This window comes from Burkholderia sp. AU17457, assembly GCF_002223255.1.
GTDB classification, from domain to species: Bacteria; Pseudomonadota; Gammaproteobacteria; order Burkholderiales; family Burkholderiaceae; genus Burkholderia; species Burkholderia sola.
In genome coordinates this window covers 402,172-428,033 of sequence record NZ_NKFB01000004.1, presented here as the reverse complement: position 1 = coordinate 428,033, position 25,862 = coordinate 402,172, and the positions used below count along the sequence as shown (strand labels likewise).

The window sequence follows — 25,862 nt, the reverse complement described above, 5'->3', positions numbered from 1 at the left end:
TCGGTCAGGCCAACAGCCTACGCAATCGTCACGCGCTAGGCGAGGGGGGAGCGTAGAGGGTTCCCTCTGAGGACAGGGTTTCTACGGAATCCGTACTGCGCGGGGCCGGGCGGTGCGGCCCCGTTTTGCGTGCGCGGCGTGCGCGCCGCGCGTCACGCGAGAGGGGCGGCGGCGTTTCAAACCGCGCGGCGCGAAATTTCGCGGGCGAAAGAGGACGGGAAGCGCGGGCCGCGTTGTCACGACGGCCCGATGCACGGTGCGCGGACCGTCAGTGCGCGCCCGCGTAGATCCACTCGAGCAGCGTGTCGTGCGCGGCGCGTGCGCCTTCCGCGCGATCGTCGTTGATGAAGCTGACCACGACGTAGCTCTGGCCGTCCGCGCCGGCGACGTAGCCGGCGATCGCGCGCACGTCGCGCAGCGTGCCGGTCTTGATGTGCGCGTTGCCGAGCACGCCCGCGTTGGTGAGGCGGTTCTTCATCGTGCCGTCGATGCCGGCGATGGGCAGCGAATCGACGAACGCCTGCGCGACGGGGCTCGCGTTCGCGGCTTGCAGCAGCGCGGCGAGCGACAGCGCGCTCACGTGCTCCTCGCGCGACAGCCCCGAGCCGTTCTCGAGCACGAGGTCGGACATCGCGATGCCGTTCTTCTGCAGGAATGCCTGGATCGCGCGGCTCGACTGCTCGGGCGTCGCGGGCGGCTTGCCGCTGACCGCGCCGATCGTCAGGAACAGGTTGCGCGCCATCACGTTGTTGCTGAACTTGTTGATGTCGTAGACGATGCTGCCGAGCACCGGGCTGTGATGCACGGCGAGCGGCCGCGCGGTGGTCGGCACCTTGCCTTCGCTCACCGGCCCCGTGATCGTGCCGCCGTCCTGCTGCCACAGCGCGAGGAAGCCGCGCGCGAAGAACGTCGTGTGATCGAGGATCGCGAGGTTGGTCGTGTGCGCGCCGCAGCGCAGCGGGTAGTCGCCGGCGAACGACGCGGTCATGATCCCGCCGCCGGCCGTCAGCGTCGGGCGTGCGGCCGCGGCGGCCGCGCTGCACGAGCCCGAGCCTTCGACGAGCTGGTTGTCGATCGACAGGTCCGCGAGCGGCGGCAGCACGTCGACGGCGACCTTGCCGTCGTCGCCCGGCGTGACCGTGAACGACACGGCCTTGAATGCGTACAGCAGCGGATCGGGGCCGACGTTGTAGGGTGCGCTCGCATCGTCGTCGAACGACGGCAGGTCGCGCGTCGACGCCGCGAAATAGCTCTTGTCGAGCACGAGGCCGCCGGCCACGCGCTTGACGCCGGCCTTGCGCAGCTTGTCGACGAGGTCGATCAACTCTTCGGGCACGAGCTTCGGATCGCCGGTGCCCTTGATGTACAGGTTGCCCTGCAGCGTGCCGTCGGGGTCGACCGTGCCGTCCGTGTACGCGGTCGTGCGCCAGCGGTAGTCGGGGCCGAGGATCGACAAGCCCGAGAAGGTCGTCACGAGCTTCATCGTCGAGGCCGGCAGCATCGGCCGGCTCGCATTCCATGCGATCAGCGGTTGCGGATCGCCGACGCGCTCGACCACCACGCTCATCGCCGACGCCGGCACCTTCGCGCGCTGCAGCGCGACGAGCACTGATGCGGGCAAGCCGGCCGCGCGCGCGGCCGGCGACACGACGGCGCTCTTGCGTGCTTCCTTGTGGAGTTTCTTGCGGGCCTGCGCGGACGGCGCGAACGCGAGCGCCGTGCAGGTGGCGACGACGGCGGCCGCCCGCAGGCAGACGCGGGCGCGGGGGGCGAACCGCGCGGAAAGATCGGAAATCGGCATGGGCGAATACGGGAAAAGCAGGGGCTCGGGCAGGGCGCGCGGGGCGCCGAAGCGCACATTGTAGAGACAAGTCGCGGCAGGCCCCTTGCAATCCGCCTTACTGTTGCATTGCAGCGTGCCGCGCACGCGATTCGCGGCGCTACAATGGTCGCCGTGTTTGACTCGCCCCATGGATGCGTGGCCCGATGCGGATTCTGCTTGTCGAAGATGATCGAATGATTGCCGAGGGCGTGCGCAAGGCGCTGCGCTCGGACGGCTTTGCGGTCGACTGGGTGCAGGACGGCGACGCCGCGCTGACGGCGCTCGGCGGCGAGACGTACGATCTGCTGCTGCTCGATCTCGGGCTGCCGAAGCGCGACGGCATCGACGTGCTGCGCACGCTGCGCGGGCGCGGGCTGGCGCTCCCCGTGCTGATCGTCACCGCGCGCGACGCGGTCGCCGATCGCGTGAAGGGGCTCGACGCGGGCGCCGACGACTACCTCGTCAAGCCGTTCGATCTCGACGAGCTCGGCGCGCGGATGCGCGCGCTGATCCGCCGCCAGGCCGGGCGCAGCGAGTCGCTGATCCGCCACGGTGCGCTGACGCTCGATCCGGCCGCGCACCAGGTGACGCTCGACGGCGCGCCCGTCGCGCTGTCCGCGCGCGAGTTCGCGCTGCTCGAGGCGCTGCTCGCGCGGCCGGGCGCGGTCCTGTCGAAGAGCCAGCTCGAGGAGAAGATGTACGGCTGGGGCGAGGAGATCGGCAGCAACACGGTCGAGGTCTACATTCACGCGCTGCGCAAGAAGCTCGGCTCGGACCTGATCCGCAACGTGCGCGGGCTCGGCTACATGGTCGTCAAGGAAAGCTGACGCGTGCGGTCGATTCGTCATCAATTGCTGATCTGGCTGCTCGCGATCGTCGTCGCGGGCGTGGGCATGGCCGGCTGGCTCATCTATCGGCAGGCGCTCGCCGAGGCGAACGAACTGTTCGACTACCAGTTGCAGGAAATCGCCGCGGCGCTGCCGTCGGAGCCGTTCTCGCAGGTGTTCGGCTCGCGCACCAACGGCGACGAAGGCATCGTGATCCAGATCTGGAATCGCAACGGCGTGCTGATGTACTTCTCGCATCCGCGCGCGCCGATCGCGCCGCGCGCGGAGCTCGGCTTCTCGACCGAGCGCACCGATCGCGGCGAATGGCGCGTGTATGGCGCGATCGTCGGCGACAACGTCGTGCAGCTCGCGCAGCCGCTGTCGGTGCGCAACCGGCTGGCGGCGAACGTCGCGCTGCGCACGCTATGGCCGCTGATCGTGCTGCTGCCGTTCCTCGGTGCGGCGGTGTGGGGGATCGTCGGGCGCGGGCTCGCGCCGCTCGGCCGCGTGACGCGCGCGGTCGAGGCGCGCCGGCCGGAAGCGCTCGATCCGCTCCCCGACGGCCGGCTGCCGCTCGAGGTGCAGCCGCTCGTGCGGGCGCTGAACGGGCTGCTCGCGCGATTGTCGTCGGCGCTCGACACGCAGAAGGCGTTCGTCGCCGACGCCGCGCACGAATTGCGCACGCCGCTCGCGGCCGTGCAGATCCAGGCGCAGCTCGTCGCGCGCGCGAAGGACGATGCGTCGCGCCGCGAGGCGATCGCGGATCTCCAGGACGGCGTGTCGCGCGCGACGCGTCTGACCGAGCAACTGCTCGCGCTCGCACGCGCCGAGCCGGACGGCGCGACGATGCGCGAACCGGTCGACCTGCAGGCGCTGCTCGCCGAATGCGTGGCCGCGCATGCGCCGCTCGCGCAGCGGCACGACATCGATCTCGGCTTCGAGGAAACGCACGCGGCGAGCGTCGTCGCGGACGTCGGCGCGCTGCGCGTGATGTTCGGCAACCTGCTCGACAACGCGGTGAAGTACACGCCCGACGGCGGCCGCATCGACGTGTCGCTGACGCGCGACGCGGCCGGCCGCGCGTGCGTGCAGATCGCCGACAGCGGGCCGGGCATTCCGGCCGACGAGCGCGAGCGCGTGTTCGACCGCTTCTATCGCGACAGCACGGCGCGCGCGCGCACCGACGTGTCGGGCAGCGGTCTCGGGCTCGCGATCGTCAAGCGCGTGGCCGCGCAGCAGGGCGCGACGGTGTCGCTCGGCGATGCGGCCGCGGGCGGCCTGCTCGTCAGCGTCGTGTTCCGCGATGCCGAGATGCCGGCCCAGGCGCCGCAGCCTTCCGAATCCGCCTGAACGGGCCGTGCCAGCCCCGCGACGGAGGCCGCTTAAGCCCCGCTTAAGGCTGATTAAGCCTCCTTTAAGTCAGGGTCGTTACGCTGCGTCCTAACAACGAGGAGGTCCTACGATGAACACCCGATTCCTTGCGCGCGGCACCGTCGCGGTCGCCGTGGCGGCCGCCCTGTCGGCAGGCTATTTCGCCGGTACCCGCCGCGCCGATCCGCAGATCATCACGCCCGCGCAGGCCGCCATGATGCCGGCCGAAGCCGCCGCCAAGACCGGCATTCCCGATTTCTCCGGGCTCGTCGAGACCTACGGCCCGGCGGTCGTGAACATCAGCGCGAAGCATGTCGTGAAGCAGGTGTCGCGGCGCGCGCCGCAGCCGCAACTGCCGATCGATCCGAGCGACCCGTTCTACCAGTTCTTCAAGCACTTCTACGGCCAGGTGCCGGGCATGGGCGGCGACGCGCAGCCGGACGACCAGCCCAGCGCGAGCCTCGGGTCGGGCTTCATCGTCAGCGCCGACGGGTACATCCTCACCAACGCGCACGTGATCGACGGCGCGAACGTCGTCACGGTCAAGCTGACCGACAAGCGCGAATACAAGGCGAAGGTCGTCGGCTCCGACAAGCAGTCCGACGTCGCTGTGTTGAAGATCGACGCGAGCGGCCTGCCGACCGTGAAGATCGGCGATCCGGCACAGAGCAAGGTCGGCCAGTGGGTCGTCGCGATCGGCTCGCCGTACGGCTTCGACAACACGGTCACGTCGGGCATCATCAGCGCGAAGTCGCGCGCGCTGCCGGACGAGAACTACACGCCGTTCATCCAGACCGACGTGCCGGTGAACCCCGGCAACTCGGGCGGCCCGCTGTTCAACCTGCAGGGCGAAGTGATCGGCATCAACTCGATGATCTACTCGCAGACGGGCGGCTTCCAGGGCCTGTCGTTCGCGATCCCGATCAACGAGGCGATCAAGGTGAAGGACGAACTCGTGAAGACCGGCCACGTGAGCCGCGGCCGTCTCGGCGTGGCCGTGCAGGGGCTGAACCAGACGCTCGCGAGCTCGTTCGGGCTGCCGAAGCCGGACGGTGCGCTCGTCAGCTCGGTCGACGCCAACGGTCCGGCCGCGAAGGCCGGCCTGCAGCCGGGCGACGTGATCCTCGCGGTCAACGGTTCGCCGGTCGCCGATTCGACGTCGCTGCCCGCGCAGATCGCGAACCTGAAACCGGGTTCGAAGGCCGACCTGCAGATCTGGCGCGACAAGTCGAAGAAGTCGATCAGCGTGACGCTCGGCGCGATGGCCGATGCGAAGCTCGCGTCGAACGACGGCGGGCCGGTCGAGCAGGGCCGCCTGGGTGTCGCGGTGCGGCCGCTGTCGCCGCAGGAGCGCAACGCCGACAACCTGTCGCACGGGCTGATCGTGCAGCAGGCCGGCGGGCCGGCCGCCAACGCGGGCATCCAGCCCGGCGACGTGATCCTCGCGGTGAACGGCCGCCCGGTCACGAGCCCCGAGCAGTTGCGCGACGCGGTGAAGGGCGCGGGCAACAGTCTTGCTCTCTTGATCCAGCGCGATAATGCACAGATCTTCGTGCCGGTCGACCTGAGCTGACCGGCCACGGCCGACGGCCGGCCCGGCCGGCCGCGGCGGGCGCCGCCGCCGCTCGATCGCGTGACGCTGCGCCCCGTATGTGTTCCGACCCCAAGGAGAGAGCCATGCAATATCTACGCAACGTGTCCCGATTTGCCGTCGCCGCGGCGCTGACCGTCGGCCTCGCGGCCGGTGCGACCGGCGCGTACGCGCAGTCGGACGGTCTGCCCGCCGCGAGCCAGCAAGGCGATATCAGCTATGTGTCGGGCGGTATCGGCAAGGACCAGTCGACGGCATTCCAGAATAACGAGGCGTCATGGCCGCTCGCGCTGCGCTTCACCGGCAAGGGCGGCGAGTTCCTGGCCGACGTCCATGTCCGGATCGTCGACGGCAAGGGCACCGAGGTGCTGGCGACCGACGCGCGCGGGCCGTACATGCTGGTGAAGCTGCCGCCGGGGCGCTATACGGTGCATGCGTCGTACCAGGGCAGCGATGAATCGCGCGCCGTCACGGTCGGCGCGAAGGGCGGCGCGAAAGCCGCGTTCCAGTGGAGTGCGCAGTAGCCGCCGGCGCGCGGTCCGGGCCCGGGACGCGCAATCGGACGCAGTTTCGCCCATAATGAAAGCCACGGCATGCGTGCCGTGGCTTTTTCGTTTCCTGCCCGGCCTGGCGGCCGCCCGAAGGAGAAACGATGTCCGATGCAGCCGACCCCCGACTCGAAATCGTGCCGAACCGTCATCGCGTGCGCGTGATCCATCGCGGCATCACGTATGCCGATTCGCACGGCGCGCTGACCGTGCGTGAAGCGGGGCTCCCGGACATCCACTACCTGCCGCGCAGCGACGTCAACATGCACCGGCTCGTGAAATCGGGCGTCACGACAGCCTGCCCGTTCAGGGGGCAGGCCGTACATTTCGATTTGCAGACGGAAGACGGCGTGATCGAGAACGCCGCATGGAGTTACGAAGAACCGAAGGAGGCGGCCGCCGTGCTCGCGCACTACGTCACCTTCGATGTCGCACGGGTCGACAGTCTCGTCGAGACGTCCTGATGCGGCGCGCGTTCATCGGGGAGGCGTCATGGAATTGAACGACACGTTACGCGTACCGCTCGCGCCGCCTGTCGTGCGGGAAGCGCTGGAGGATCTCGCGCTGCTGCGGGCGAGCTTCGATCATTGCGAATCGTTCGTGAAACTCGCGCACGGCGAGTTCGCGCTGACGATCACGGTGCCGCTCGGCCCGCTGCGCGCCCGCTACGACGTGCGCGCGCATGCGGCCGCCGAGCAGGGCGACGCGCAAGGGCAGTCGCGCCGCGTGCTCAACTTCAAGGCGCGGGCCGACGGCCTCGGCGCGCTGCGCGGCCAGGTCGAACTCGTGCTGATGCCGGATGACGAGGCGACCGCCACGCGAATCGAGTACGTGGTCTGGGCGACGGCGAGCGGGCCGCTCGCGGAGTTGCCGGGGCGGCAGATCGACAATGCGCTGCGCGAATGGACCGACACGTTCTTCCGTGAGTTCTGCGCGGTCGTGCAGGCGAAGCACGGCCTCGCCCCGAATCGCGCGAGCGCCCCCGCACAGCGACGCCAGCATGTATTTCTGCGGCCGGCATCGCTGATGGCCGCAACGAAGCGTTCGCTGCCGCCGCACCTCGGCGGCACGCTGAGCGGGCGGGCGGCGAGCGCGCTCCGGCATCGCGATTCCGGCACGGTGCCCGTGTGGGCGTGGGCGGTGATGATCGTGTTCGTCGCGCTGCTGCTTTACGCGGCACGCTGGTTCAACGGCGGCTGAGCGGCTGCCCGGCTTTGCGTCACGACGTGTCCGCCGCCCGCGCGGCGGGCGTCACCGTCCCGCGTCGGCACCGGTGCCGGCGCCGCGAAATTCCCTTCGATACGCAGACGGCGACGTGCCGAGCGCGCCCGCGAAATGCTGGCGCAGCGACACGCTCGAGCCGTAGCCGGCCGCCTGCGCGATCGCGTCGATCGATTGTCCGGTGGTTTCGAGCAGGTGCTGCGCGCGCGCGAGCCGCTCGGCCTGCAGCCACGCGGTGACGGTCGTGCCCGTCGCCTGGCGGAAGTGGCGCGTGAACGTGCGCCGGCTCATCAGCACGCGTTCGGCGAGCGAATCGACGCTGTGCGCGGCGTCGAGATGGGCGCGCACCCAATCGAGCAGGCTCGCGAGCCGGGCGTCGCGCGGGTGCGCGGCGACCGGCTGCGGCACGTACTGGGCCTGGCCGCCCTGGCGGTGCGGCGGGATCACGAGGCGGCGCGCGATCCGGTTCGCGGCGTCCGAGCCGAAGCGCCGCCGCACGACGTGCAGGCAGCAGTCGAGGCCTGCCGCCGTGCCGGCCGACGTCATCAGGTTGCCGTCGCTTACGTACAGCACGTCGGGATCGAGTTTCACGCGCGGAAAGCGCTGTGCGAAATCGTCGGCCCACGCCCAGTGCGTGGTGGCCGGGCGGCTGTCGAGCAGGCCGGCCGCGGCGAGCACGTAGGCGCCGAGGCACAGGCCGACGAGCTCGGCGCCGCGCGCGGCGACCGCACGCACTGCATCGAGCAGCGCGTCGGGCGGCGTTTCGTCCGGGTCGCGCCAGGAAGGCACGATGACGATATCCGCATCGTCGAGCGCGTCGAGCCCGTACGGCGCGGTGATCGTGAAGCCGCCCGTCGTCGCGAGCGGGCCGCGCTCGGCCGAGCAGACGCGGAATTCGAACACGGGCGACACGGCCGCATCGCGTTCCTTGCCGAACACGACCGACGGCACCGACAGGTGGAACGGGCTGATGCCGTCGTACGCGATCACGGCGACGACGGTCGGTGCGGACGTGGCAAACGGGATGGACGCGGCGGCGGGCATGGCGGACTCCGGAACGGCGATGGCCCGATTTTATCGAAGAATGGCTATCGGGCCACTATCGGCGCACGCCACGCGGTCCGACAATGCATCGCATCGCACTGCTGGCCGCCCCGCTCCGGGGCGGGGCAGCGCCTCCCGACCAGGAGCCCGCCATGTCGAACACCGTCCCGCATTCCGCTTCCCGTCCCGCCAACCGCCGCGCACTGATCGTGATCGACGTCCAGAACGAATACGTGACGGGCAACCTGCCGATCGAATATCCGCCGCTCGACGTGTCGCTCGCGAACATCGGCCGTGCGATCGACGCCGCGCACGCGGCCGGCGTGCCGGTGATCGTGGTGCAGCACGTCGCGCCGGCCGGCGCGCCGATCTTCGCGCCCGGCAGCGACGGCGTCGCGCTGCACGCGGTGGTCGCCAGCCGGCCGTACGCGCACCGGATCGAAAAGGCGCACGCAAGCTCGTTCGCCGGCACCGATCTCGCCGCGTGGCTCGACGCGCACGGGATCGACACGCTCGCGGTGGCCGGCTACATGACGCACAACTGCAATGCGTCGACGGTCTATCACGCGGCGCATGCGGGGCTGAAGGTCGAGTACCTGAACGACGCGACGGGCACGCTGCCTTACGAGAACGAAGCGGGTGCGGTGAGCGCGGAAGAGATTCATCGCGCGTACGGGGTGGTGTTCCAGTCGAATTTCGCGGCGGTGATGTCGACCGACGCGTGGATCGCGGGACTGGCCGGCGCGCCGATGCCGGCGCGCGATTCGGTGGCCGCGTCGAACCGGCGGGCCCGCGCGCGGCGCGCGAAGGCGGCCTGACCCGGCGCGGCGGCGCGGCGCGCGATGCGCCGCGCGCTCAGTCGCCGTCCTTCAGCATCGCCGGGCTGTAGCGCAGCATGTCGAAGCAGCCGTCGACGAGCTTTTCCGCATGCTGCTCGGCGTCGATCTCGTCGGGCAGCATCAGCATGTCGCGCACGAAGCCGCTGACGAGCGTGTGCAGCATCAGCGTCGCGCGCCACGTATCGAGCCGCTCGGGCAGCAACCCGAGCCCCACGGCCACCGCGAGATCGGCGTCGATCATGTGCAGCGCCTCGCTCATCCCCGCGCGGTTGCGCTGCAGCAGCGGCTCCATGTCCGCGACGTATTCGCACTTCATGAACAGGATGCTGAACACGCGCCGCAGCTGCGGGTCGCGCTGCACGCCGAGCAGGCACCAGATCAGGATCTGGCGCACCTTCTCGAGCGGATTGCCGCCCGGCGCGTCGAGCGGCATCCGCTTCAGTTCGTCGATCGGCAGGAACACGCGGTCGAACATCGCATCGAACAGTTCGGTCTTGTTCGCGAAATGCCAGTAGATCGCGCCGCGCGTCACGCCGGCGTGCTTGGCGATGTCCGCGAGCGACGTGTGCGACACGCCTTTCTCGAAGAACACGTGTTCGGCGGCGTCGAGAATGCGATTGCGCGTCTCGAGTGCCTCCTCCTTGGTACGTCTGACCATGTGCAGGCCTGATTGGATCGATCGTCGGTGAATAGAGGGTCGCCACCCCTCGTCGCCGTCATGCAGACGGGCTATGCTTGCTTCCGGTAACAATTCGTAAGACTAGACAGCCGGTGGCGTACAAACGGGCTTTTTACATACATTCGTGAATGTATATACAATACCACCCTACGATCGAATGACCCAAGTGGCAATCAGTTAATATCCCACTCTGCTGATTCCCGCCCTAGTACTTGTCCGCAGTTCGCGGCATCCCGTCGGCATGGAGGTCTCGTGCCGACTTGCTGTATCCAGTAGTCCAGTAATTCAGGTGTTCGATCAGCGCCGCGAGGCGCATCCGTGTTGCGCTCCGCTCGGGCGCGGCACTCATTCCATTGGTTATACACAGAGGTCGCTCCATGCGCGTCGAACGGGTTCCATACCGCTTAATCACTGTCGCGACGGCCGCCGTTTTCCTGGCCGCGTGCGGGAAGAAAGAATCGGCACCGCCGCCGCAAACGCCGGAAGTCGGCGTCGTCACCGTCCAGCCGCAAGCCGTACCGGTCTTCACCGACCTGCCGGGCCGCACCAGTGCATTCCTCGTCGCGCAGGTTCGCGCACGGGTCGACGGCATCGTGCTGCGCCGCGAATTCACCGAAGGTACCGACGTCAAGGCCGGTCAGCGCCTCTACAAGATCGATCCGGCGCCGTACATCGCCGCGCTGAACAGCGCGAAGGCGACGCTCGCGAAGGCGCAGGCGAACCTGGTCACGCAGAACGCGCTGGTCGCGCGCTACAAGGTGCTGGTCGCCGCGAACGCGGTCAGCAAGCAGGACTACGACAACGCGGTCGCCACGCAGGGCCAGGCCGCGGCGGACGTCGCGGCCGGCAAGGCGGCGGTCGACACCGCGCAGATCAACCTCGGCTATACGGACGTCGTGTCGCCGATCAGCGGCCGCGTCGGCATCTCGCAAGTGACGCCGGGCGCATACGTGCAGGCGAGCCAGGCGACGCTGATGTCGACGGTGCAGCAGCTCGATCCGGTGTACGTCGACCTCACGCAGTCGAGCCTCGAAGGGCTGAAGCTGCGTCAGGACGTGCAGAGCGGCCGTCTGAAGACGAGCGGCCCGGGCGCGGCGAAGGTGTCGCTGATCCTGGAAGACGGCAAGACCTATTCGGAAGCCGGCAAGCTGCAGTTCTCGGACGTGACGGTCGACCAGACCACCGGCTCGGTGACGATCCGCGCGGTGTTCCCGAACCCGGGCAAGGTGCTGCTGCCGGGGATGTTCGTGCGTGCGCGGATCGAGGAAGGCGTGAACGAGAACGCGTTCCTGGTGCCGCAGATCGGCGTCACGCACGACCAGAAGGGGCAGGCGATCGCGATGGTGGTGAACGCCAGCAACAAGGTCGAGCCGCGTCCGCTGAAGACCACCGGCATGCAAGGCCAGAACTGGATCGTCGAAGGCGGTCTGCAGGCGGGCGATCACGTGATCGTGCAAGGCGTCGACAAGGTGCGCCCGGGCGCGACCGTGAAGACGGTCCCCGCGCAGCTCGCACCGGCGGCCGATGCCGCCTCGGGTGCTGCTGCCCCCGCCGCGCCGGCCGCCGCCGGGTCCGGCGCCGCTGCCGCTTCCGGTGCCGCCGCATCGGGCGCCGCGCCGGCGAGTGCTGCCGCTGCCTCGAGCGCGAAATAACAGGGAGCCTGTTTCATGGCAAAGTTTTTTATCGATCGCCCGATCTTCGCGTGGGTGATCGCCATCATCCTGATGCTGGCCGGGGTTGCGGCGATCTTCACGCTGCCGATCTCGCAGTATCCGACGATCGCGCCGCCATCGATCCAGATCACCGCGAACTACCCGGGCGCTTCCGCGAAGACGGTGGAAGACACGGTGACGCAGGTGATCGAGCAGCAGATGAGCGGTCTCGACAACTTCCTGTACATGTCGTCGACGAGTGACGACTCGGGCAACGCAACGATCACGCTGACTTTCGCGCCGGGCACCAACGCCGACATCGCGCAGGTCCAGGTGCAGAACAAGCTGTCGCTCGCGACGCCGGTTCTGCCGCAGGTCGTGCAGCAGCTCGGTCTGTCGGTCACGAAGTCGAGCAGCAGCTTCCTGCTGGTGCTCGCCTTCAACTCCGAAGACGGCAGCATGAACAAGTACGACCTCGCGAACTTCGTGGCGTCGCACGTGAAGGATCCGATCAGCCGGTTGAACGGCGTCGGTACCGTCACGCTGTTTGGCTCGCAGTACGCGATGCGGATCTGGCTCGACCCGAACCGCCTGACCAACTACGGCCTCACGCCGGTCGACGTCAGCTCGGCGATCACCGCGCAGAACGTGCAGATCGCGGGCGGCCAGATCGGCGGCACGCCGGCGAAGCCGGGCACCGTGCTGCAGGCGACGATCACCGAATCGACGCTGCTGCAGACGCCCGAGCAGTTCGGCAACATCCTGCTGAAGGTCAACCAGGACGGCTCGCAGGTTCGCCTGAAGGACGTCGCGCAGATCGGCCTCGGCGGCGAAAACTACAACTTCGACACGAAGTACAACGGTCAGCCGACCGCGGCACTCGGTATCCAGCTCGCGACCAACGCGAACGCGCTCGCGACCGCGAAGGCCGTGCGCGCGAAGATCGACGAGCTCGCACCGTTCTTCCCGCACGGCCTCGTCGTGAAGTATCCGTACGACACGACGCCGTTCGTGAAGCTGTCGATCGAGGAAGTGGTCAAGACGCTGCTCGAAGGCATCGTGCTCGTGTTCCTCGTGATGTACCTGTTCCTGCAGAACCTGCGCGCGACGATCATCCCGACGATCGCGGTGCCGGTCGTGCTGCTCGGTACGTTCGCGATCATGTCGATGGTCGGCTTCTCGATCAACACGCTGTCGATGTTCGGTCTCGTGCTCGCGATCGGCCTGCTGGTCGACGACGCGATCGTGGTGGTCGAGAACGTCGAGCGCGTGATGGCGGAAGAGGGGCTGTCGCCGAAGGAGGCGACCAGGAAGGCGATGGGCCAGATCACTGGCGCACTCGTCGGCGTGGCGCTCGTGCTGTCGGCGGTGTTCGTGCCGGTGGCGTTCTCCGGCGGGTCGGTCGGCGCGATCTATCGTCAGTTCTCGCTGACGATCGTGTCGGCGATGGTGCTGTCGGTGCTGGTCGCGTTGATTCTGACGCCGGCACTGTGCGCGACGATCCTCAAGCCGATCCCGCAAGGGCATCACGAAGAGAAGAAGGGCTTCTTCGGCTGGTTCAACCGCACGTTCAACACCAGCCGCGACAAGTACCACGTCGGCGTGCACCACGTGATCAAGCGCTCGGGCCGCTGGCTCATCATCTATCTGGTCGTGATCGTCGCGGTCGGGCTGCTGTTCGTGCGCCTGCCGAAGTCGTTCCTGCCCGATGAAGACCAGGGCCTGATGTTCGTGATCGTGCAGACGCCGTCGGGTTCGACGCAGGAAACGACCGCGAAGACGCTCGCGAACATTTCCGACTACCTGCTGAAGGACGAGAAGGAAATCGTCGAATCGGCGTTCACGGTCAACGGCTTCAGCTTCGCGGGCCGCGGCCAGAACTCCGGTCTCGTGTTCGTGCGCCTGAAGGACTATTCGCAGCGTCAGCATGCGAACCAGAAGGTGCAGGCGCTGATCGGCCGGATGTTCGGTCGTTACGGGAGCTACAAGGACGCGCTCGTGATCCCGTTCAACCCGCCGTCGATTCCGGAACTCGGTACGGCTGCCGGCTTCGACTTCGAGCTGACGGACAACGCCGGTCTCGGCCACGATGCGCTGATGGCCGCGCGTAACCAGCTGCTCGGGATGGCGTCGAAGGATCCGACGCTGCAGGGTGTCCGTCCGAACGGCCTGAACGACACGCCGCAGTACAAGGTCGACATCGACCGCGAGAAGGCGAATGCACTGGGCGTGACGGCGGATGCGATCGACCAGACGTTCTCGATCGCGTGGGCGTCGAAGTACGTGAACAACTTCCTCGACACCGACGGCCGGATCAAGAAGGTGTACGTGCAGGCCGACGCGCCGTTCCGGATGACGCCGGAAGACATGAACATCTGGTACGTGCGCAACGGGTCGGGCGGGATGGTGCCGTTCAGCGCGTTCGCGACCGGTCACTGGACGTACGGTTCGCCGAAGCTCGAGCGCTACAACGGCGTGTCGGCGATGGAAATCCAGGGCCAGGCCGCACCGGGCAAGTCGACCGGTCAGGCGATGGCGGCGATGGAAACGCTCGCGAAGAAACTGCCGGTCGGTATCGGCTATTCGTGGACGGGCCTGTCGTTCCAGGAAATCCAGTCGGGCTCGCAGGCGCCGATTCTGTACGCGATCTCGATCCTCGTCGTGTTCCTGTGTCTCGCGGCGCTGTATGAAAGCTGGTCGATCCCGTTCTCGGTGATCATGGTCGTGCCGCTCGGCGTGATCGGTGCGCTGCTTGCGGCCACGATGCGTGGCCTCGAGAACGACGTGTTCTTCCAGGTCGGCCTGCTGACCACCGTGGGCTTGTCCGCGAAGAACGCGATCCTGATCGTCGAATTCGCGCGCGAACTGCAGCAGACGGAGAAGATGGGGCCGATCGAGGCCGCGCTGGAAGCGGCGCGCCTGCGGCTGCGCCCGATCCTGATGACGTCGCTCGCGTTCATTCTCGGCGTGCTGCCGCTCGCGATCAGCAACGGCGCGGGTTCGGCCAGCCAGCATGCGATCGGCACGGGCGTGATCGGCGGGATGATCACGGCGACGTTCCTCGCGATTTTCATGATCCCGATGTTCTTCGTGAAGATCCGTGCGATCTTCAGCGGCGAGAAGGAAGATGCCGACGAGGCGCTGCGCCTGGCTCAGGAGCACTCGCACCACGAAGAGAAGCCGGGCAACGGCGACCAAGGCAACAAGGGACAGTGATGATGCAAAAACACGCTTTGACTGCAATCGCAGTCGCGCTCTTTGCCACGGGCTGCACGATGGCGCCGCATTACAAGCGGCCCGACGCGCCCGTCGCGCAGGCGTACCCGGCCGGCGGCGTCTACGCGACGCAGCCCGGCGCGGCCGGCGCGCGCAGCGCGAACGGCCAGGCGGCGACTGCCATCGGCTGGCGCGAGTTCTTCGTCGATCCGCGCCTGCAGCGGCTGATCGAGATCGCGCTGAAAAACAATCGCGACCTGCGCGTGTCGGTGCTGAACATCGAGGCCGCGCGTGCGCAGTACCAGATCACGCGCGCGGGGCTGTTCCCGACGCTCGACGGTACGGGCACGGGCAGCATCCAGCGTTTCCCGGCCGGCGTATCGCAGACGGGCCAGCCGCTGATTTCGCGTACCTACAACGTCGGATTGTCGGCGTCGTGGGAGCTCGATCTGTTCGGTCGCGTGCAGAGCCTGAAGGACCAGGCGCTCGCGCAGTACCTGTCGACGTCGTACGCACGGCAGGCGTCCGAGATCTCGCTGGTGTCGCAGGTGGCGGATCAGTACCTGACGCTGCTGTCGACCGATGACCTGCTGAAGGTCACGGAGGACACGCTGAAGACCGCGCAGGCGTCGTACGACCTGACCAAGCTGCAATTCGACAACGGGACGGGTTCCGAGCTCGAGCTGCGTCAGGCGCAGACGGTGGTCGAGACGGCGCTTGCGAACCAGCAGGCGCAGGCACGCGCTCGCGCGCAGGCGCTGAACGCGCTGGTGCTGCTGATCGGCGAGCCGCTGCCGGACGACCTGCCGGCGGGCATGCCGCTCGACGCGCAGAACCTGCTGACGGACGTGCCGGCTGGCCTGCCGTCGGACTTGCTCACGCGTCGTCCGGACGTGATGCAGGCCGAGCAGACGCTGCTGGCCGCGAACGCGAACATCGGCGCGGCGCGTGCGGCATTCTTCCCGAAGATCTCGCTGACAGCCGCGTTCGGCACCGCGAGCCCGACGCTGGGCGGCCTGTTCAAGGCCGGCACGGCGGCGTGGTCGTTCGCGCCGAACATCGCACTGCCGATCTTCGAGGGCGGGCAGAACATCGCGAACCTGGATCTCGCGAACGTGCAGAAGCGCATCGAGATCGCGAACTACGAGAAGGCGATCCAGTCGGCGTTCCGCGAAGTGTCGGACGGGCTTGCCGCACGCGGCACGTACGACCAGCAGATCGCGGCGCTGGAGCGCAACGAGCACGCGCAGCAGCGTCGCTTCGATCTGTCCGACCTGCGTTACAAGAACGGTGTGGACAGCTACCTGTCGGTGCTGACCGCGCAGACGGATCTGTACTCCGCACAGCAGTCGCTGATCAGCGCGCGCCTGGCGCGCTGGACGAATCTGGTCGATCTGTACCGCGCGCTCGGCGGCGGCTGGATCCAGCGCGCGGGCGAAGCGCCGCGCGCGCCGGATGCACCGGTCGACTACGACAAGGCGGCGGCCCCTGCGCCTGCGTCGGCGGCAGCGAACGGGTAAGCACCGAGAAGGGCGGGCGCGGGTTACCGCGCTTGCGCTTCGAACCGGCTGTATGCGCAAGAGAAAACGCCACGGACGAAAGTCCGTGGCGTTTTCTCTTGCGCTGTCGGATCGCGCGGTGAATCAAGCAAAACGCCACGGCATGCCGTGGCGTTTTTCGTTACTGCGTTGAGCCGTCGTTCGGCGCGGCGCAATCAGTGGTGTACGTCGGCGGGCCGTCCGTCGAAGTCGTGCCCCGCGCGCCGAATCTCGCAGCGCGCATCCTTTTCGCCTTTCACGCCGTTGAACACGATGTTCAGGATCACGGCCGACGCCGACGCGAGCAGGATACCGCTGTGCAGGATCGGCGCGAGCGCGGGCGGCAGCTTCGAGAAGAAGTGCGGCGACACGACCGGCACGAGGCCCATCCCGACGCTCACGGCGACGATGAACAGGTTGTGCGAGTTGTTCACGAAGTCGACCTTCGACAGCACCTTGATGCCGTTCGCGGCGACCATCCCGAACATCACGATGCCTGCGCCGCCGAGCACGAACGGCGGCACCGACGCGACGACCTGCGCCATCTTCGGGAACAGCCCGAGCAGCACGAGGATCACGCCGCCCGTCGCACACACGAAGCGGCTCTTCACGCCCGTCACGCCGATCAGGCCGACGTTCTGCGAGAACGACGTATGCGGGAACGAGTTGAAGATGCCGCCGATCAGCGTGCCGAGGCCGTCGACGCGCAGGCCGCGCACGAGGCGCTCCTGGTTGACCGGGCGATCGACCATGTCGCCGACCGCGAGGAACATGCCGGTCGATTCGATGAACGTGACGAACATCACCGTGACCATCGTCACGATCGACAACGGGTCGAAGTGCGGCCAGCCGAAGTGGAACGGCATCACGAAGCCGACCCATGGTGCAAGCGACACGCCTTCCGTATTCACGCGGCCGATCGCGAACGCGATCACGAAACCGGCGACGATGCCGAGCAGCACCGAGATGTTCGCGATGAAGCCGCGGCCGAACTTGTTGATCAGCAGGATCAGCGTGAGCACGAGCAGCGACAGGCCGAGATAGACAGGGCTGCCGTACTCGGGATTGCCGACGCCGCCGGCCGCCCAGTTGATGCCCACTTCCATCAGCGACAGCCCGATCACCGCGATCACCGTGCCGACCACCACGGGCGGGAAGAACCGCAACAGCTTGCCGATCGTCGGCGCGAGCACGATGCCGATGATGCCGGCCGCGATGGTCGAACCGAAGATGTCGAGAATGCCGAGGCCCGGGTTCGTGCCGATCGCGATCATCGGGCCGACGGCCGCGAACGTGCAGCCCATGATGACGGGCAGGCGGATCCCGAAGATCCACAGGCCGAGCGTCTGGATCAGCGTGGCGATGCCGCACGAAAAGAGATCGGCGCTGATCAGGAACGCGATCTGGTCTTTCGGCAGCTTGAGCGCCGCGCCGACGATAAGCGGCACGGCGACGGCGCCGGCGTACATGACGAGGACGTGTTGCAGGCCAAGCGTTACCAGCTTGCCGGTCGGCAGCACCTCATCGCACGGATGGACCGTGTTCGATTGCATCTGTCTCACTCCATGATCTTGTTTTCGGGGTGATACGAAGTTATTCGGATTGAATCCATGCAACAAGAGCACTGGGTTCTATTCCGTTCTTTGCTGGTTCGATATGCCATTTCGGTATGGAACAGGGGGGCGATCATCGGGAAACTGCCGCGGGAGTGAGGTGTACCGGTTTTATAGCGCTTCAAAATAGCGCCGGCCCCCCTGTCAAATATGGGGTGCTTTATGGTGTGTATCGGGCGGGCCGCATAGTGGCAAAAAGCGGTGTGCGCAAATCGTGCCGGGTTAACCCGCGAACGGCCGCTTTTGCGTGCAAGGTGCAGCCCGGTGGAACGCGGCGGCCAGACCGCACGTTCGATGCGTCGAAGCGGCGGCAAAAAGCGGGGCGCGCATCGCGATCCCGTTATCATCGACATCCGTTCATTCGAATCCCGCTTACCTCATGCGCCTGCTCGGAATCGACCTCGGCACCGGCTCCGTCAAACTCGTCACGCTCGATGCCGACGGCGTCGAGCGGGCCGTCGCGAGCGAACCTTACGGGTTGTCGTCGCCGCAGCCCGGCTGGGCGGAAATCGCGCCCGACGCGTGGTGGCAGGCGCTCGTGCGCGCGGCCGCGCGGCTGCCGGCCGACGAGCGTGCGCAGGTCGCGGCGATCGGCTTTTCGGGCCAGATGCATGGCGTCGTGCTGATCGACACGGCCGGCCAGCCGGTGCGGCCCGCGCTGCTGTGGCCCGACACGCGCGCGGTGCGCGAGGCGGACGCGGCCGGCTGGCCCGTCGCCGGATTACCCGTCGTCCCGAACCCCGTCGCGCCCGGCATGGCGGGCCCGCTGTTGCGCTGGCTCTCACTGCACGAGCCCGACGCGCTGCGCGCCGCGCGCTGGGCCGTGCAGCCGAAGGACTGGCTGCGCATCGCGCTCGGCGGTGACGTCGCCGCGGACCCGAGCGATGCGTGCGCAACGGCGCTCGCGACGCCCGACGGCGCGTGGGACAGTGCATTGATCGACACGCTCGGCCTGCCGGCCGACCGCTTCGCGCCGGTTCGCGCGTCCACGGCGCGCTGTGGCGTGCTCGGCGCGCAGGCCGCAGCCGCGCTCGGTCTGCCGGCCGGCGTGCCGCTCGCGACGGGCGCGGCCGATACCGCGTGCGCGGCGCTCGGCAGCGGACTGGCCGCGGCAGGCGATGCGTTGCTGACGACCGGCAGCGGTGGGCAGATCGTCGTGCTCGCGGATGCGTTGCCGCCCGCGCGGCGCGGCTTGCATCGCTATCGTGCGGCGACGGGCGGCGGCTATTACACGATGGCGGCGATGCAGAACGTCGGGCTCGCGCTCGAAGCCGTGCGCGGCTGGCTTGGCTACGCGCGATGGGCCGATGCCTATGACGACGCGTTCGCGCAACCGGCGTCCGAGCGGCTGTGCTTCCTGCCGTACCTGACCGGCGAGCGTTCGCCGTGGATGAATCCGGATGCGCGCGGCGGCTGGCTCGGCCTCGGGCTCGGCGACACGCGCGGCGCAATGATGCGCGCCGCGTTCGAAGGCGTCGCGTTCGCGCTGCGCGCGGGGCTCGATGCGATCCGCGACGCCGATCGTCGCGACGCGGTGACGACGCTGCGCCTCGCGGGCGGCGGCTCGGTCGATCCGCGCTGGCGCCAGTTGCTTGCCGATGCGCTCGGCGCGTCGCTGCACGCGATCGATTGCCCGAACGCCGCGACGCGCGGCGCCGCATTGCTCGCGGGCGTCGCGATCGGGCATTGGCGTGAAGAGGCGTTGCGCGCGCTGGCGCCGAGCGCATCGCCGGTCGCGGCACCGCACGACGACCGTCTGCTGGCCGCACGCCATGCGCGCTTCGTCGATCTGTACGCGCGCACGGATGCATGGTTCACGACGGGCGTTTAAACTCGGACGCTTGTTCTTTTGCGCCAGCGATGACGCATCCTGGCAAGCCGACGACCGTTTCGCGCACGCGATGCGCGGCGGGAGCGGCCATCATGGCGAGCACGATATTGTTGCGCCGTGCCATGCGGCACGGTTTCTACGCCTTGCATGAAACCCCGGCCGGCGTCGACGCGCCGGCCCGGGCCGACCTCACAGACACACAGGAGTGACACGATGAAAACGAAAGCCGCGATTGCATGGAAGGCCGGTGCGCCGCTGACGATCGAGGAAGTCGATCTCGAAGGGCCGCGCGCCGGCGAAGTGCTGATCGAAGTGAAGGCGACGGGCATCTGCCACACCGACTACTACACGCTGTCGGGCGCCGATCCGGAAGGGATCTTCCCGGCGATCCTTGGCCATGAAGGCGCGGGCGTGGTGGTCGACGTCGGCCCCGGCGTCGGCACCGTGAGGAAGGGCGACCACGTGATTCCGCTCTACACGCCCGAATGCCGCGAGTGCAAGTTCTGCCTGTCGCGCAAGACCAACCTGTGCCAGAAGATCCGCGCGACGCAGGGCAAGGGCCTGATGCCCGACGCGACGTCGCGCTTCTCGCTCGACGGCAAGCCGCTGTTCCACTACATGGGTACGTCGACGTTCTCGAACTACATCGTCGTGCCGGAAATCGCGGTCGCGAAGGTGCGCGAGGACGCGCCGTTCGACAAGATCTGCTACATCGGCTGCGGCGTGACGACGGGCGTCGGCGCGGTCGTGTACTCGGCGAAGGTCGAGGCGGGTGCGAACGTGGTCGTGTTCGGCCTCGGCGGGATCGGCCTGAACGTGATCCAGGGCGCGAAGATGGTCGGCGCGGACAAGATCATCGGCGTCGACATCAACCCGAAGCGCGTCGAGCTCGCGAAGAAGTTCGGGATGACGCACTTCATCAACCCGAACGAAGTCGAGAACGTCGTCGACCACATCGTGCAGCTGACCGACGGCGGCGCCGACTACTCGTTCGAATGCGTCGGCAACGTGAAGCTGATGCGCCAGGCGCTCGAATGCACGCACAAGGGCTGGGGCCAGTCGTTCATCATCGGCGTGGCGGCAGCGGGCGAGGAGATCAGCACGCGTCCGTTCCAGCTGGTGACGGGCCGCGAGTGGAAGGGTTCCGCGTTCGGCGGCGCGCGCGGGCGTACCGACGTGCCGAAGATCGTCGACTGGTACATGGAAGGCAAGATCAACATCGACGACCTGATCACGCACACGCTGCCGCTCGAGCGGATCAACGAAGGCTTCGACCTGATGAAGGCCGGCGAGTCGATCCGCTCGGTCGTGCTGTACTGATCGAGAGGGCGCGACCATGCTCGAACTCGTTTCAGCGCACGCATGCCACGGCGGCGAGCAGCGTTTCTACCGTCACGATTCGGCGGCCATCGGCCTGCCGATGAAGTTTTCGGTGTATCTGCCGCCGCAGGCTGCGCACGGGCGCGTGCCGGCGCTGTTCTATCTCGCGGGACTCACGTGCACCGACGAGACGTTCGCGATCAAGGGCGGCGCGCAGCAGTACGCGGCGCAGCACGGCATCGCGCTCGTGATGCCCGATACGAGCCCGCGCGGCGCGGGTGTGCCGGGCGAGACCGATGCGTGGGACTTCGGTGTCGGCGCGGGTTTCTACGTCGATGCGACCGAAGCGCCGTGGTCGACGCATTACCGGATGGAATCGTACGTGACGGGCGAGTTGCGCGAACTCGTCGCGGCCGAACTGCCGATCGACGGCGCGCGGCTCGGCATCTTCGGTCACTCGATGGGCGGGCACGGCGCGCTGACGCTCGCGTTGCGTCATCCGGGCCTGTACCGGTCGGTGTCTGCGTTCGCGCCGATCGCCGCGCCGACGCGCTGCCCGTGGGGCGAGAAGGCGTTCTCCGGCTACCTCGGCGCCGATCGCGAGACGTGGAAGGCACATGACGCGAGCGAGCTGGTCGCACGCGCCGATGCGCCGAAGTTCGCGGACGGCATCCTCGTCGATCAGGGGCTCGCCGATCAGTTCCTCGCGAACCAGTTGAACCCCGACGTGTTCGAAGCCGCGTGCGCGAAGGCGGGCCAGCCGCTGACGCTGCGCCGCCATCCGGGCTACGACCACGGCTACTACTTCATCTCGACGTTCATCGCCGATCACCTCGCGCATCACGCACGCGTGCTGGCGCGGTGAGCCGTCCCTGACGCCACGTCGTTGCGCTTCAACGGGCGACGTGGCTGTCATCCATCGTTACGCATTCTACCGGGGCATTCGCCCGGAAAAATCACCTGCCGTCGCAAATTCGTACTCGTTCTATAGGATGCCAAATCGATTCACCGAATAACGACCGACGATTTAATCGTGGTGAATTTGTTTGAGCGAGGCTTTGGCCTGAATGAGCGACAGGAAGGGCGAGGTGTTAAACAATTCCCCGAACGGTCGTCCCCTTCGCTTCGTCATTCATGTCGCATGTGTCATCGGATTGCTCGTCGTTGTCACGATCACCGGGAACAAGTATGCGTGGATGCACGAAATCGATCCATCCGTCGCGCTCGACGCGATCAAGGGCGAAGCCGGCGACCATACGCTGGTCAGTTATGCACTGCTCATGGTGGTTGCGATCACACAGATCGTGTTGCTCGCGAGGTCCAGGGCCACAGGCGCCAAACCCTGGGTCGGGTTCCTGATGCTCGCGGCAACGGCGGTGTGCGCATGGAAAACGATCACGTAACACCATCCCCACGCATGCGAGTCGTCATGCCCTGCGCAACAGGCTCGCCCCGTACACGAGCGCCGACAGCGCGGTGATCCAGAAGCTCGTCGGCCAGTCGGTGTGATACGCGAGCACGATGCCGGCCCACGCTTCGAACAGTGCGAACAGCGCGGCGAGCAGCACACCCGTCGACAGTCGCGTCGACACGTTCTGCGCGGCCGCGGCCGGCCCAACCAGCAGCGTGAACACGAGCAGCACGCCGACGATCTGCGTCGCCGCGGCCACCGCGAGCGCGCATACCGCGAGGAACAGCATCGACACCGTGCGGAGCGACACACCCTTCGCTTCGGCGAGTTCGGGCTGCAGCGAGGCGAACAGCAGCGGCCGCGCGATCAGCGCGAGCGCGGCGAGGCTCACCGCGCCGATGCCCGCGAGCACCGCGAGCGTGTCGTGACTGACCGCGAGCACGTTGCCGAACAGCAGCGCGGTGACCTGCGTCGCGAACGACGTGTAGAAATGCAGGAACAGCAGGCCGAAGCCGAGCGCGCCGGACAGGATCACGCCGATCGCGACGTCGCGGCCCGCGAGCTTTTCGCCGAGCGCGCCCATGCCGATCCCGGCCGCGAGCGTGAAGCCGACCATCCCCCAGATCGGCGAGATGCCGAGCAGCACCGCGCCCGTCGCGCCGGTGAAGCCGACGTGCGACAGCGCGTGGCCGGCGAAGGTCTGCCCGCGCAGCACCAGGAAATAGCCGACGATGCCAGCGAGCACCGCGACGATCCCCGACGCGGCGAACGCGTTGATCATGAAGTCGTATTCAAACATCGTGCGAATGCCCGGGATGAGCGTGTCCGTGGTGGTGATGGCCGTGGCCGCCGCCACCGCCGTGCGAATGGCCGTCGTCGTCCTCGTGTTCGTGATCGTGCTTTTCGATTTCGACGTCGCCCGACATCACGAAGATCTTGCCGTTCACGCGCATCACGTCGATCGGCGATCCATAGAGCCTCGACAGCACGGGCTTCGTGATCACCTCGTCGACGGTGCCGAGCGCGGCCACGCCGTTGCCGAGATACAGCACGCGGTCGAGCGCGTTCAGCAGCGGATTCAGTTCGTGCGCGGAGAACAGCACGGTGATGCCGAGCTCGCGCTGCACGTTGCGCACGAGTTCGACGACGCCGCGCTGGTGGTTCGGATCGAGGCTGATCAGCGGCTCGTCGAGCAGCAGCAGCTTCGGGTTGCCGAGCAGGCATTGCGCGAGCAGCAGGCGCTGCCGTTCGCCGCCCGACAGTTCGGACAGCGGCCGGCGCGCGAGCGACGGGCCGCCGACGAGATCGAGCACGCGATCGACGTCGCGGCGCGTGGCCGCGTTCGTGTGCGGCAGGCCCCAGCGATGGCCGTCGGCGGCCATCGCGACGAAATCGTAGCCGCGCATCCGGCGGTTCGCGAGGCCGCTTCTGATCTGCGGCATGTAGCCGATCGACGCGTTGCCGCGCGCGACCGGCACGCCGCCGACCGACAGCGTGCCGGCCGACACGGGGACGAGGCCGAGCACCGCGCGCATCAGCGTCGTCTTGCCCGCGCCGTTCGGTCCGAGCACGCCGACGAATTCGCCGGGCTCGATCGAGAAGCTGACGTCGCGCAGGATCGTGCGGCCGCCCAGTTCGAGCGTGACGCGATCGAGTGCGAGGGCGTGGGGAGTGGCGGTCATGTCGTAACGGTCGTCTTCTATTACTTGCCGGCTGAAAGCGCGCTGCCGAGCGCGTCGAGCTGGCCGATCATCCATTGCTGGAATGTCTTGCCGGCCGGCTGCGTCTCGGTGACGCTGACGGTCGGCACGCCGCCGTCGCGCGCGATCTTCAGCATGCGCTTGGTCATCGGTTCTTCGGCCTGGCTGTTGTAGATCAGCGCGCGCACCTGCTTCTTGCGCAGGTCGCCCTCGAACGCGGCGACGTCTTGCGCGCTCGCCTCGGTGTCGTTCATCGTCGCGAGCTGGAAGCGCTGGTTGCGCATGTCGAGGCCGATCGCGTCCGACATGTAGCCGAACACGGGCTCGGTAGCCGTGACCGGCACGCCCTTGTACTTCGCGCGCAGCGCGGCGACCTTGTCGTCGACGGGCTTCAGCGATGCGACGAACTTCTGCAGGTTCGCATCGTACTCGGCCTGGTTCGCCGGGTCGGCGCGGCCGAGTTCGGCCGCGATCGCGCGTGCGGCCGCCGGCATCGTCGCCGGGTCGTACCACAGGTGCGGGTTGTCGCCGGCCTTCTTGCCGACCAGATCGGCGACGACGATCGTCGCGCGCTTCGCCTGCTTCGATGCGCCGAGCAGCTTGCCCATCCACGGATCGTAGTCCGCGCCGTTGTAGATCACGACCTGTGCGTGCTGCAGCGCGCGGGCCGTCTTCGGGCTCGCTTCGAACAGGTGCGGATCCTGGTCCGGATTGCTGAGGATGCTCGTGACCGCGACGTGGCGGCCGCCGATCTGCGACGCGACGTCGCCGTAGAAATTCTCGGCGGCGACGACGTTGACGGTCGCCGCCTGCGCGAACGCGGGCGCGGCGAACGACAGCGCGGCGACGGCGGCGGCGAGCCAGCGGACAGGCGACAGGGCGCGCCGCGGCGCGCGCTTCAGGGCAATGGACATGGAACTCCTCGTTGGAAGGGCGGCGCGGGCGCCGCGCGATGCGGCGTCAGCGCTGCGCGGGCTTGCGCTTGCAGTGCCCGCACAGGCCGTTCAGCTCGACGACCTGGTGATGGACTTCGAATCCGTGCGCGGGCTCGCTCGCGGACAATTGTTTCGCGAGGTCGCTGCCGGGAATCTCGACGGTGTCGCCGCACGAATCGCAGATCAGGAACTGGCCTTCGTGCGGCACCCCGATCTCGCAGCACGCGAGGAACGCGTTCTTCGATTCGATCCGGTGGATGAAGCCGTGCTCGACGAGGAAATCCAGCGCGCGGTAGACGGTTGTCGGCGGCACGCGGCCGCGTTGCGGTTCGAGTTCCGCGAGCAGGTCGTACGCGCCGATCGGGCGCTGCGCGGCCAGCACGCGTTCGTAGACCTGGCGGCGCAGCGGCGTCCACGCGAGCCCGTGCTCGGCGGCGAATGCGTCGGCCCGGGACAGCCGGGCGTCAATGGACGATGAGGTAGCCATGGCGTGAAGCAGGGCGATGAAACACAGTATCGCGATGATATAACGTATCGCCGCGCCGTGCAGCGCGAATTCCATTTTCCGTCGTCGCTCCGTCCCCTTCATCGTCGATGCCACTGCGCCGCACCGCGCGCTTTCCGCCTTGCGGTGCGGGCGCGTCGCCGCGTCGTCGCGCGCCCTCGTGCCGCAGCGCGTCATAGAAAGCCGCCGCGTCGTCTTG

Annotated in this window: 23 protein-coding genes; 14 read left to right on the top strand and 9 right to left on the bottom strand. The window is 67.9% G+C overall.

The genetic code is table 11. The features are described 5' to 3' along the window. Window positions 1-268: 268 nt before the first annotated feature. Window positions 269-1,801 carry a D-alanyl-D-alanine carboxypeptidase/D-alanyl-D-alanine endopeptidase gene (gene dacB, locus CFB49_RS14285; protein WP_089491618.1) on the bottom strand — a complete coding sequence of 511 codons (1,533 nt, stop codon included), beginning with the start codon at window positions 1,799-1,801 and terminating at the stop codon, window positions 269-271. A 185-nt stretch (window positions 1,802-1,986) separates the two neighbouring features. Between dacB and CFB49_RS14280 the strand changes: the two genes are divergently transcribed. The 6 genes from CFB49_RS14280 to CFB49_RS14255 all read left to right on the top strand — a co-directional run bounded on the left by CFB49_RS14280 (window position 1,987) and on the right by CFB49_RS14255 (window position 7,359). Continuing rightward, window positions 1,987-2,649, top strand: coding sequence for a response regulator (locus CFB49_RS14280; RefSeq protein ID WP_050014536.1), 663 nt, complete (start codon window positions 1,987-1,989; stop codon window positions 2,647-2,649). 3 nt (window positions 2,650-2,652) lie between these two features. After that, complete coding sequence (locus CFB49_RS14275; RefSeq protein WP_089435565.1) at window positions 2,653-3,999, top strand: ATP-binding protein; 1,347 nt, start codon at window positions 2,653-2,655, stop codon at window positions 3,997-3,999. A 112-nt stretch (window positions 4,000-4,111) separates the two neighbouring features. Beyond that, complete coding sequence (locus CFB49_RS14270) at window positions 4,112-5,593, top strand: DegQ family serine endoprotease (RefSeq protein WP_089435564.1); 1,482 nt, start codon at window positions 4,112-4,114, stop codon at window positions 5,591-5,593. Window positions 5,594-5,697: 104 nt separating this feature from the next. Next, a complete protein-coding gene (locus CFB49_RS14265) occupies window positions 5,698-6,135 on the top strand; it encodes a carboxypeptidase-like regulatory domain-containing protein (RefSeq protein WP_069621480.1) in 438 nt (145 codons plus the stop codon). A gap of 128 nt (window positions 6,136-6,263) precedes the next feature. After that, window positions 6,264-6,623: a DUF427 domain-containing protein gene (locus CFB49_RS14260; protein WP_089491617.1), complete on the top strand. Its 360-nt coding sequence runs from the start codon at window positions 6,264-6,266 to the stop codon at window positions 6,621-6,623. Window positions 6,624-6,651: 28 nt separating this feature from the next. Beyond that, entirely contained in the window at window positions 6,652-7,359 is a 708-nt protein-coding gene (locus CFB49_RS14255) for a CoxG family protein (RefSeq protein ID WP_089435561.1), read from the top strand. A gap of 51 nt (window positions 7,360-7,410) precedes the next feature. Here the strand turns inward: CFB49_RS14255 and CFB49_RS14250 are convergent, their stop codons facing one another. Further along, window positions 7,411-8,424: a helix-turn-helix domain-containing protein gene (locus tag CFB49_RS14250; RefSeq protein WP_089491616.1), complete on the bottom strand. Its 1,014-nt coding sequence runs from the start codon at window positions 8,422-8,424 to the stop codon at window positions 7,411-7,413. 152 nt (window positions 8,425-8,576) lie between these two features. Here CFB49_RS14250 and CFB49_RS14245 point away from each other — a divergent pair, with 152 nt between their 5' ends. Further along, window positions 8,577-9,242 (top strand): cysteine hydrolase family protein, encoded by a 666-nt coding sequence (locus tag CFB49_RS14245; RefSeq protein WP_089491840.1) that lies wholly within the window; start codon window positions 8,577-8,579, stop codon window positions 9,240-9,242. 37 nt (window positions 9,243-9,279) lie between these two features. Here CFB49_RS14245 and CFB49_RS14240 read toward each other — a convergent pair whose 3' ends face one another. Further along, complete coding sequence (locus CFB49_RS14240) at window positions 9,280-9,921, bottom strand: TetR family transcriptional regulator (RefSeq protein WP_089491615.1); 642 nt, start codon at window positions 9,919-9,921, stop codon at window positions 9,280-9,282. 398 nt (window positions 9,922-10,319) lie between these two features. Between CFB49_RS14240 and CFB49_RS14235 the strand changes: the two genes are divergently transcribed. The 3 genes from CFB49_RS14235 to CFB49_RS14225 are packed head-to-tail and all read left to right on the top strand — an operon-like array spanning window position 10,320 to window position 16,330. Further along, on the top strand, window positions 10,320-11,594 hold the full coding sequence (locus CFB49_RS14235; protein WP_089435558.1) for an efflux RND transporter periplasmic adaptor subunit: 1,275 nt from the start codon (window positions 10,320-10,322) through the stop codon (window positions 11,592-11,594). A gap of 15 nt (window positions 11,595-11,609) precedes the next feature. Next, window positions 11,610-14,810 carry an efflux RND transporter permease BpeB gene (gene bpeB / locus CFB49_RS14230; protein ID WP_089435557.1) on the top strand — a complete coding sequence of 1,067 codons (3,201 nt, stop codon included), beginning with the start codon at window positions 11,610-11,612 and terminating at the stop codon, window positions 14,808-14,810. Next, entirely contained in the window at window positions 14,810-16,330 is a 1,521-nt protein-coding gene (locus CFB49_RS14225) for an efflux transporter outer membrane subunit (RefSeq protein ID WP_089435556.1), read from the top strand. The genes bpeB and CFB49_RS14225 overlap by 1 nt, the downstream gene beginning before the upstream one ends. A 194-nt stretch (window positions 16,331-16,524) precedes the next feature. Here CFB49_RS14225 and CFB49_RS14220 read toward each other — a convergent pair whose 3' ends face one another. Continuing rightward, a complete protein-coding gene (locus CFB49_RS14220) occupies window positions 16,525-17,901 on the bottom strand; it encodes a nucleobase:cation symporter-2 family protein (protein ID WP_050016976.1) in 1,377 nt (458 codons plus the stop codon). A gap of 439 nt (window positions 17,902-18,340) precedes the next feature. Between CFB49_RS14220 and CFB49_RS14215 the strand changes: the two genes are divergently transcribed. Next, window positions 18,341-19,792: a xylulokinase gene (locus CFB49_RS14215; protein WP_089491614.1), complete on the top strand. Its 1,452-nt coding sequence runs from the start codon at window positions 18,341-18,343 to the stop codon at window positions 19,790-19,792. Here the strand turns inward: CFB49_RS14215 and CFB49_RS36315 are convergent. Continuing rightward, entirely contained in the window at window positions 19,776-19,916 is a 141-nt protein-coding gene (locus CFB49_RS36315; RefSeq protein WP_179234902.1) for a hypothetical protein, read from the bottom strand. The genes CFB49_RS14215 and CFB49_RS36315 overlap by 17 nt on opposite strands. An 89-nt stretch (window positions 19,917-20,005) precedes the next feature. Here CFB49_RS36315 and CFB49_RS14210 point away from each other — a divergent pair, with 89 nt between their 5' ends. The 3 genes from CFB49_RS14210 (at window position 20,006) to CFB49_RS14200 (ending at window position 22,515) form a co-directional block, all read left to right on the top strand. After that, a complete protein-coding gene (locus CFB49_RS14210; protein ID WP_006483756.1) occupies window positions 20,006-21,112 on the top strand; it encodes an S-(hydroxymethyl)glutathione dehydrogenase/class III alcohol dehydrogenase in 1,107 nt (368 codons plus the stop codon). 16 nt (window positions 21,113-21,128) lie between these two features. Next, window positions 21,129-21,977, top strand: a complete 849-nt coding sequence (gene fghA, locus CFB49_RS14205; protein ID WP_089435553.1) for an S-formylglutathione hydrolase — start codon at window positions 21,129-21,131, stop codon at window positions 21,975-21,977. Window positions 21,978-22,179: 202 nt separating this feature from the next. Beyond that, entirely contained in the window at window positions 22,180-22,515 is a 336-nt protein-coding gene (locus CFB49_RS14200; protein ID WP_143328592.1) for a hypothetical protein, read from the top strand. 24 nt (window positions 22,516-22,539) lie between these two features. Here the strand turns inward: CFB49_RS14200 and CFB49_RS14195 are convergent, their stop codons facing one another. Genes CFB49_RS14195 through CFB49_RS14180 form a run of 4 tightly spaced genes read right to left on the bottom strand, consistent with a single transcriptional unit; the run spans window position 22,540 to window position 25,645 of the window. Then, window positions 22,540-23,322 carry a metal ABC transporter permease gene (locus CFB49_RS14195; protein ID WP_089435841.1) on the bottom strand — a complete coding sequence of 261 codons (783 nt, stop codon included), beginning with the start codon at window positions 23,320-23,322 and terminating at the stop codon, window positions 22,540-22,542. Further along, window positions 23,315-24,205 carry an ABC transporter ATP-binding protein gene (locus CFB49_RS14190; protein WP_089435551.1) on the bottom strand — a complete coding sequence of 297 codons (891 nt, stop codon included), beginning with the start codon at window positions 24,203-24,205 and terminating at the stop codon, window positions 23,315-23,317. The genes CFB49_RS14195 and CFB49_RS14190 overlap by 8 nt, the downstream gene beginning before the upstream one ends. 20 nt (window positions 24,206-24,225) lie before the next feature. Beyond that, window positions 24,226-25,137, bottom strand: a complete 912-nt coding sequence (locus CFB49_RS14185) for a metal ABC transporter solute-binding protein (protein ID WP_089435550.1) — start codon at window positions 25,135-25,137, stop codon at window positions 24,226-24,228. A 46-nt stretch (window positions 25,138-25,183) separates the two neighbouring features. Further along, complete coding sequence (locus CFB49_RS14180; protein ID WP_050017093.1) at window positions 25,184-25,645, bottom strand: Fur family transcriptional regulator; 462 nt, start codon at window positions 25,643-25,645, stop codon at window positions 25,184-25,186. Between the last annotated feature and the right edge of the window lie 217 nt (window positions 25,646-25,862).

Coding starts and splice junctions, on each gene's coding strand:
- CFB49_RS14195 (WP_089435841.1), bottom strand. CDS start 23,322: ATGTTTGAATACGACTTCATGATCAACGCGTTCGCCGCGTCGGGGATC.
- CFB49_RS14270 (WP_089435564.1), top strand. CDS start 4,112: ATGAACACCCGATTCCTTGCGCGCGGCACCGTCGCGGTCGCCGTGGCG.
- CFB49_RS14245 (WP_089491840.1), top strand. CDS start 8,577: ATGTCGAACACCGTCCCGCATTCCGCTTCCCGTCCCGCCAACCGCCGC.
- CFB49_RS14265 (WP_069621480.1), top strand. CDS start 5,698: ATGCAATATCTACGCAACGTGTCCCGATTTGCCGTCGCCGCGGCGCTG.
- CFB49_RS14280 (WP_050014536.1), top strand. CDS start 1,987: ATGCGGATTCTGCTTGTCGAAGATGATCGAATGATTGCCGAGGGCGTG.
- CFB49_RS14250 (WP_089491616.1), bottom strand. CDS start 8,424: ATGCCCGCCGCCGCGTCCATCCCGTTTGCCACGTCCGCACCGACCGTC.
- CFB49_RS14255 (WP_089435561.1), top strand. CDS start 6,652: ATGGAATTGAACGACACGTTACGCGTACCGCTCGCGCCGCCTGTCGTG.
- dacB (WP_089491618.1), bottom strand. CDS start 1,801: ATGCCGATTTCCGATCTTTCCGCGCGGTTCGCCCCCCGCGCCCGCGTC.
- CFB49_RS14220 (WP_050016976.1), bottom strand. CDS start 17,901: ATGCAATCGAACACGGTCCATCCGTGCGATGAGGTGCTGCCGACCGGC.
- CFB49_RS14210 (WP_006483756.1), top strand. CDS start 20,006: ATGAAAACGAAAGCCGCGATTGCATGGAAGGCCGGTGCGCCGCTGACG.
- CFB49_RS14190 (WP_089435551.1), bottom strand. CDS start 24,205: ATGACCGCCACTCCCCACGCCCTCGCACTCGATCGCGTCACGCTCGAA.
- CFB49_RS14225 (WP_089435556.1), top strand. CDS start 14,810: ATGATGCAAAAACACGCTTTGACTGCAATCGCAGTCGCGCTCTTTGCC.
- CFB49_RS14260 (WP_089491617.1), top strand. CDS start 6,264: ATGTCCGATGCAGCCGACCCCCGACTCGAAATCGTGCCGAACCGTCAT.
- CFB49_RS14235 (WP_089435558.1), top strand. CDS start 10,320: ATGCGCGTCGAACGGGTTCCATACCGCTTAATCACTGTCGCGACGGCC.
- bpeB (WP_089435557.1), top strand. CDS start 11,610: ATGGCAAAGTTTTTTATCGATCGCCCGATCTTCGCGTGGGTGATCGCC.
- CFB49_RS14215 (WP_089491614.1), top strand. CDS start 18,341: ATGCGCCTGCTCGGAATCGACCTCGGCACCGGCTCCGTCAAACTCGTC.
- CFB49_RS36315 (WP_179234902.1), bottom strand. CDS start 19,916: ATGGCACGGCGCAACAATATCGTGCTCGCCATGATGGCCGCTCCCGCC.
- CFB49_RS14180 (WP_050017093.1), bottom strand. CDS start 25,645: ATGGCTACCTCATCGTCCATTGACGCCCGGCTGTCCCGGGCCGACGCA.
- fghA (WP_089435553.1), top strand. CDS start 21,129: ATGCTCGAACTCGTTTCAGCGCACGCATGCCACGGCGGCGAGCAGCGT.
- CFB49_RS14200 (WP_143328592.1), top strand. CDS start 22,180: ATGAGCGACAGGAAGGGCGAGGTGTTAAACAATTCCCCGAACGGTCGT.
- CFB49_RS14185 (WP_089435550.1), bottom strand. CDS start 25,137: ATGTCCATTGCCCTGAAGCGCGCGCCGCGGCGCGCCCTGTCGCCTGTC.
- CFB49_RS14240 (WP_089491615.1), bottom strand. CDS start 9,921: ATGGTCAGACGTACCAAGGAGGAGGCACTCGAGACGCGCAATCGCATT.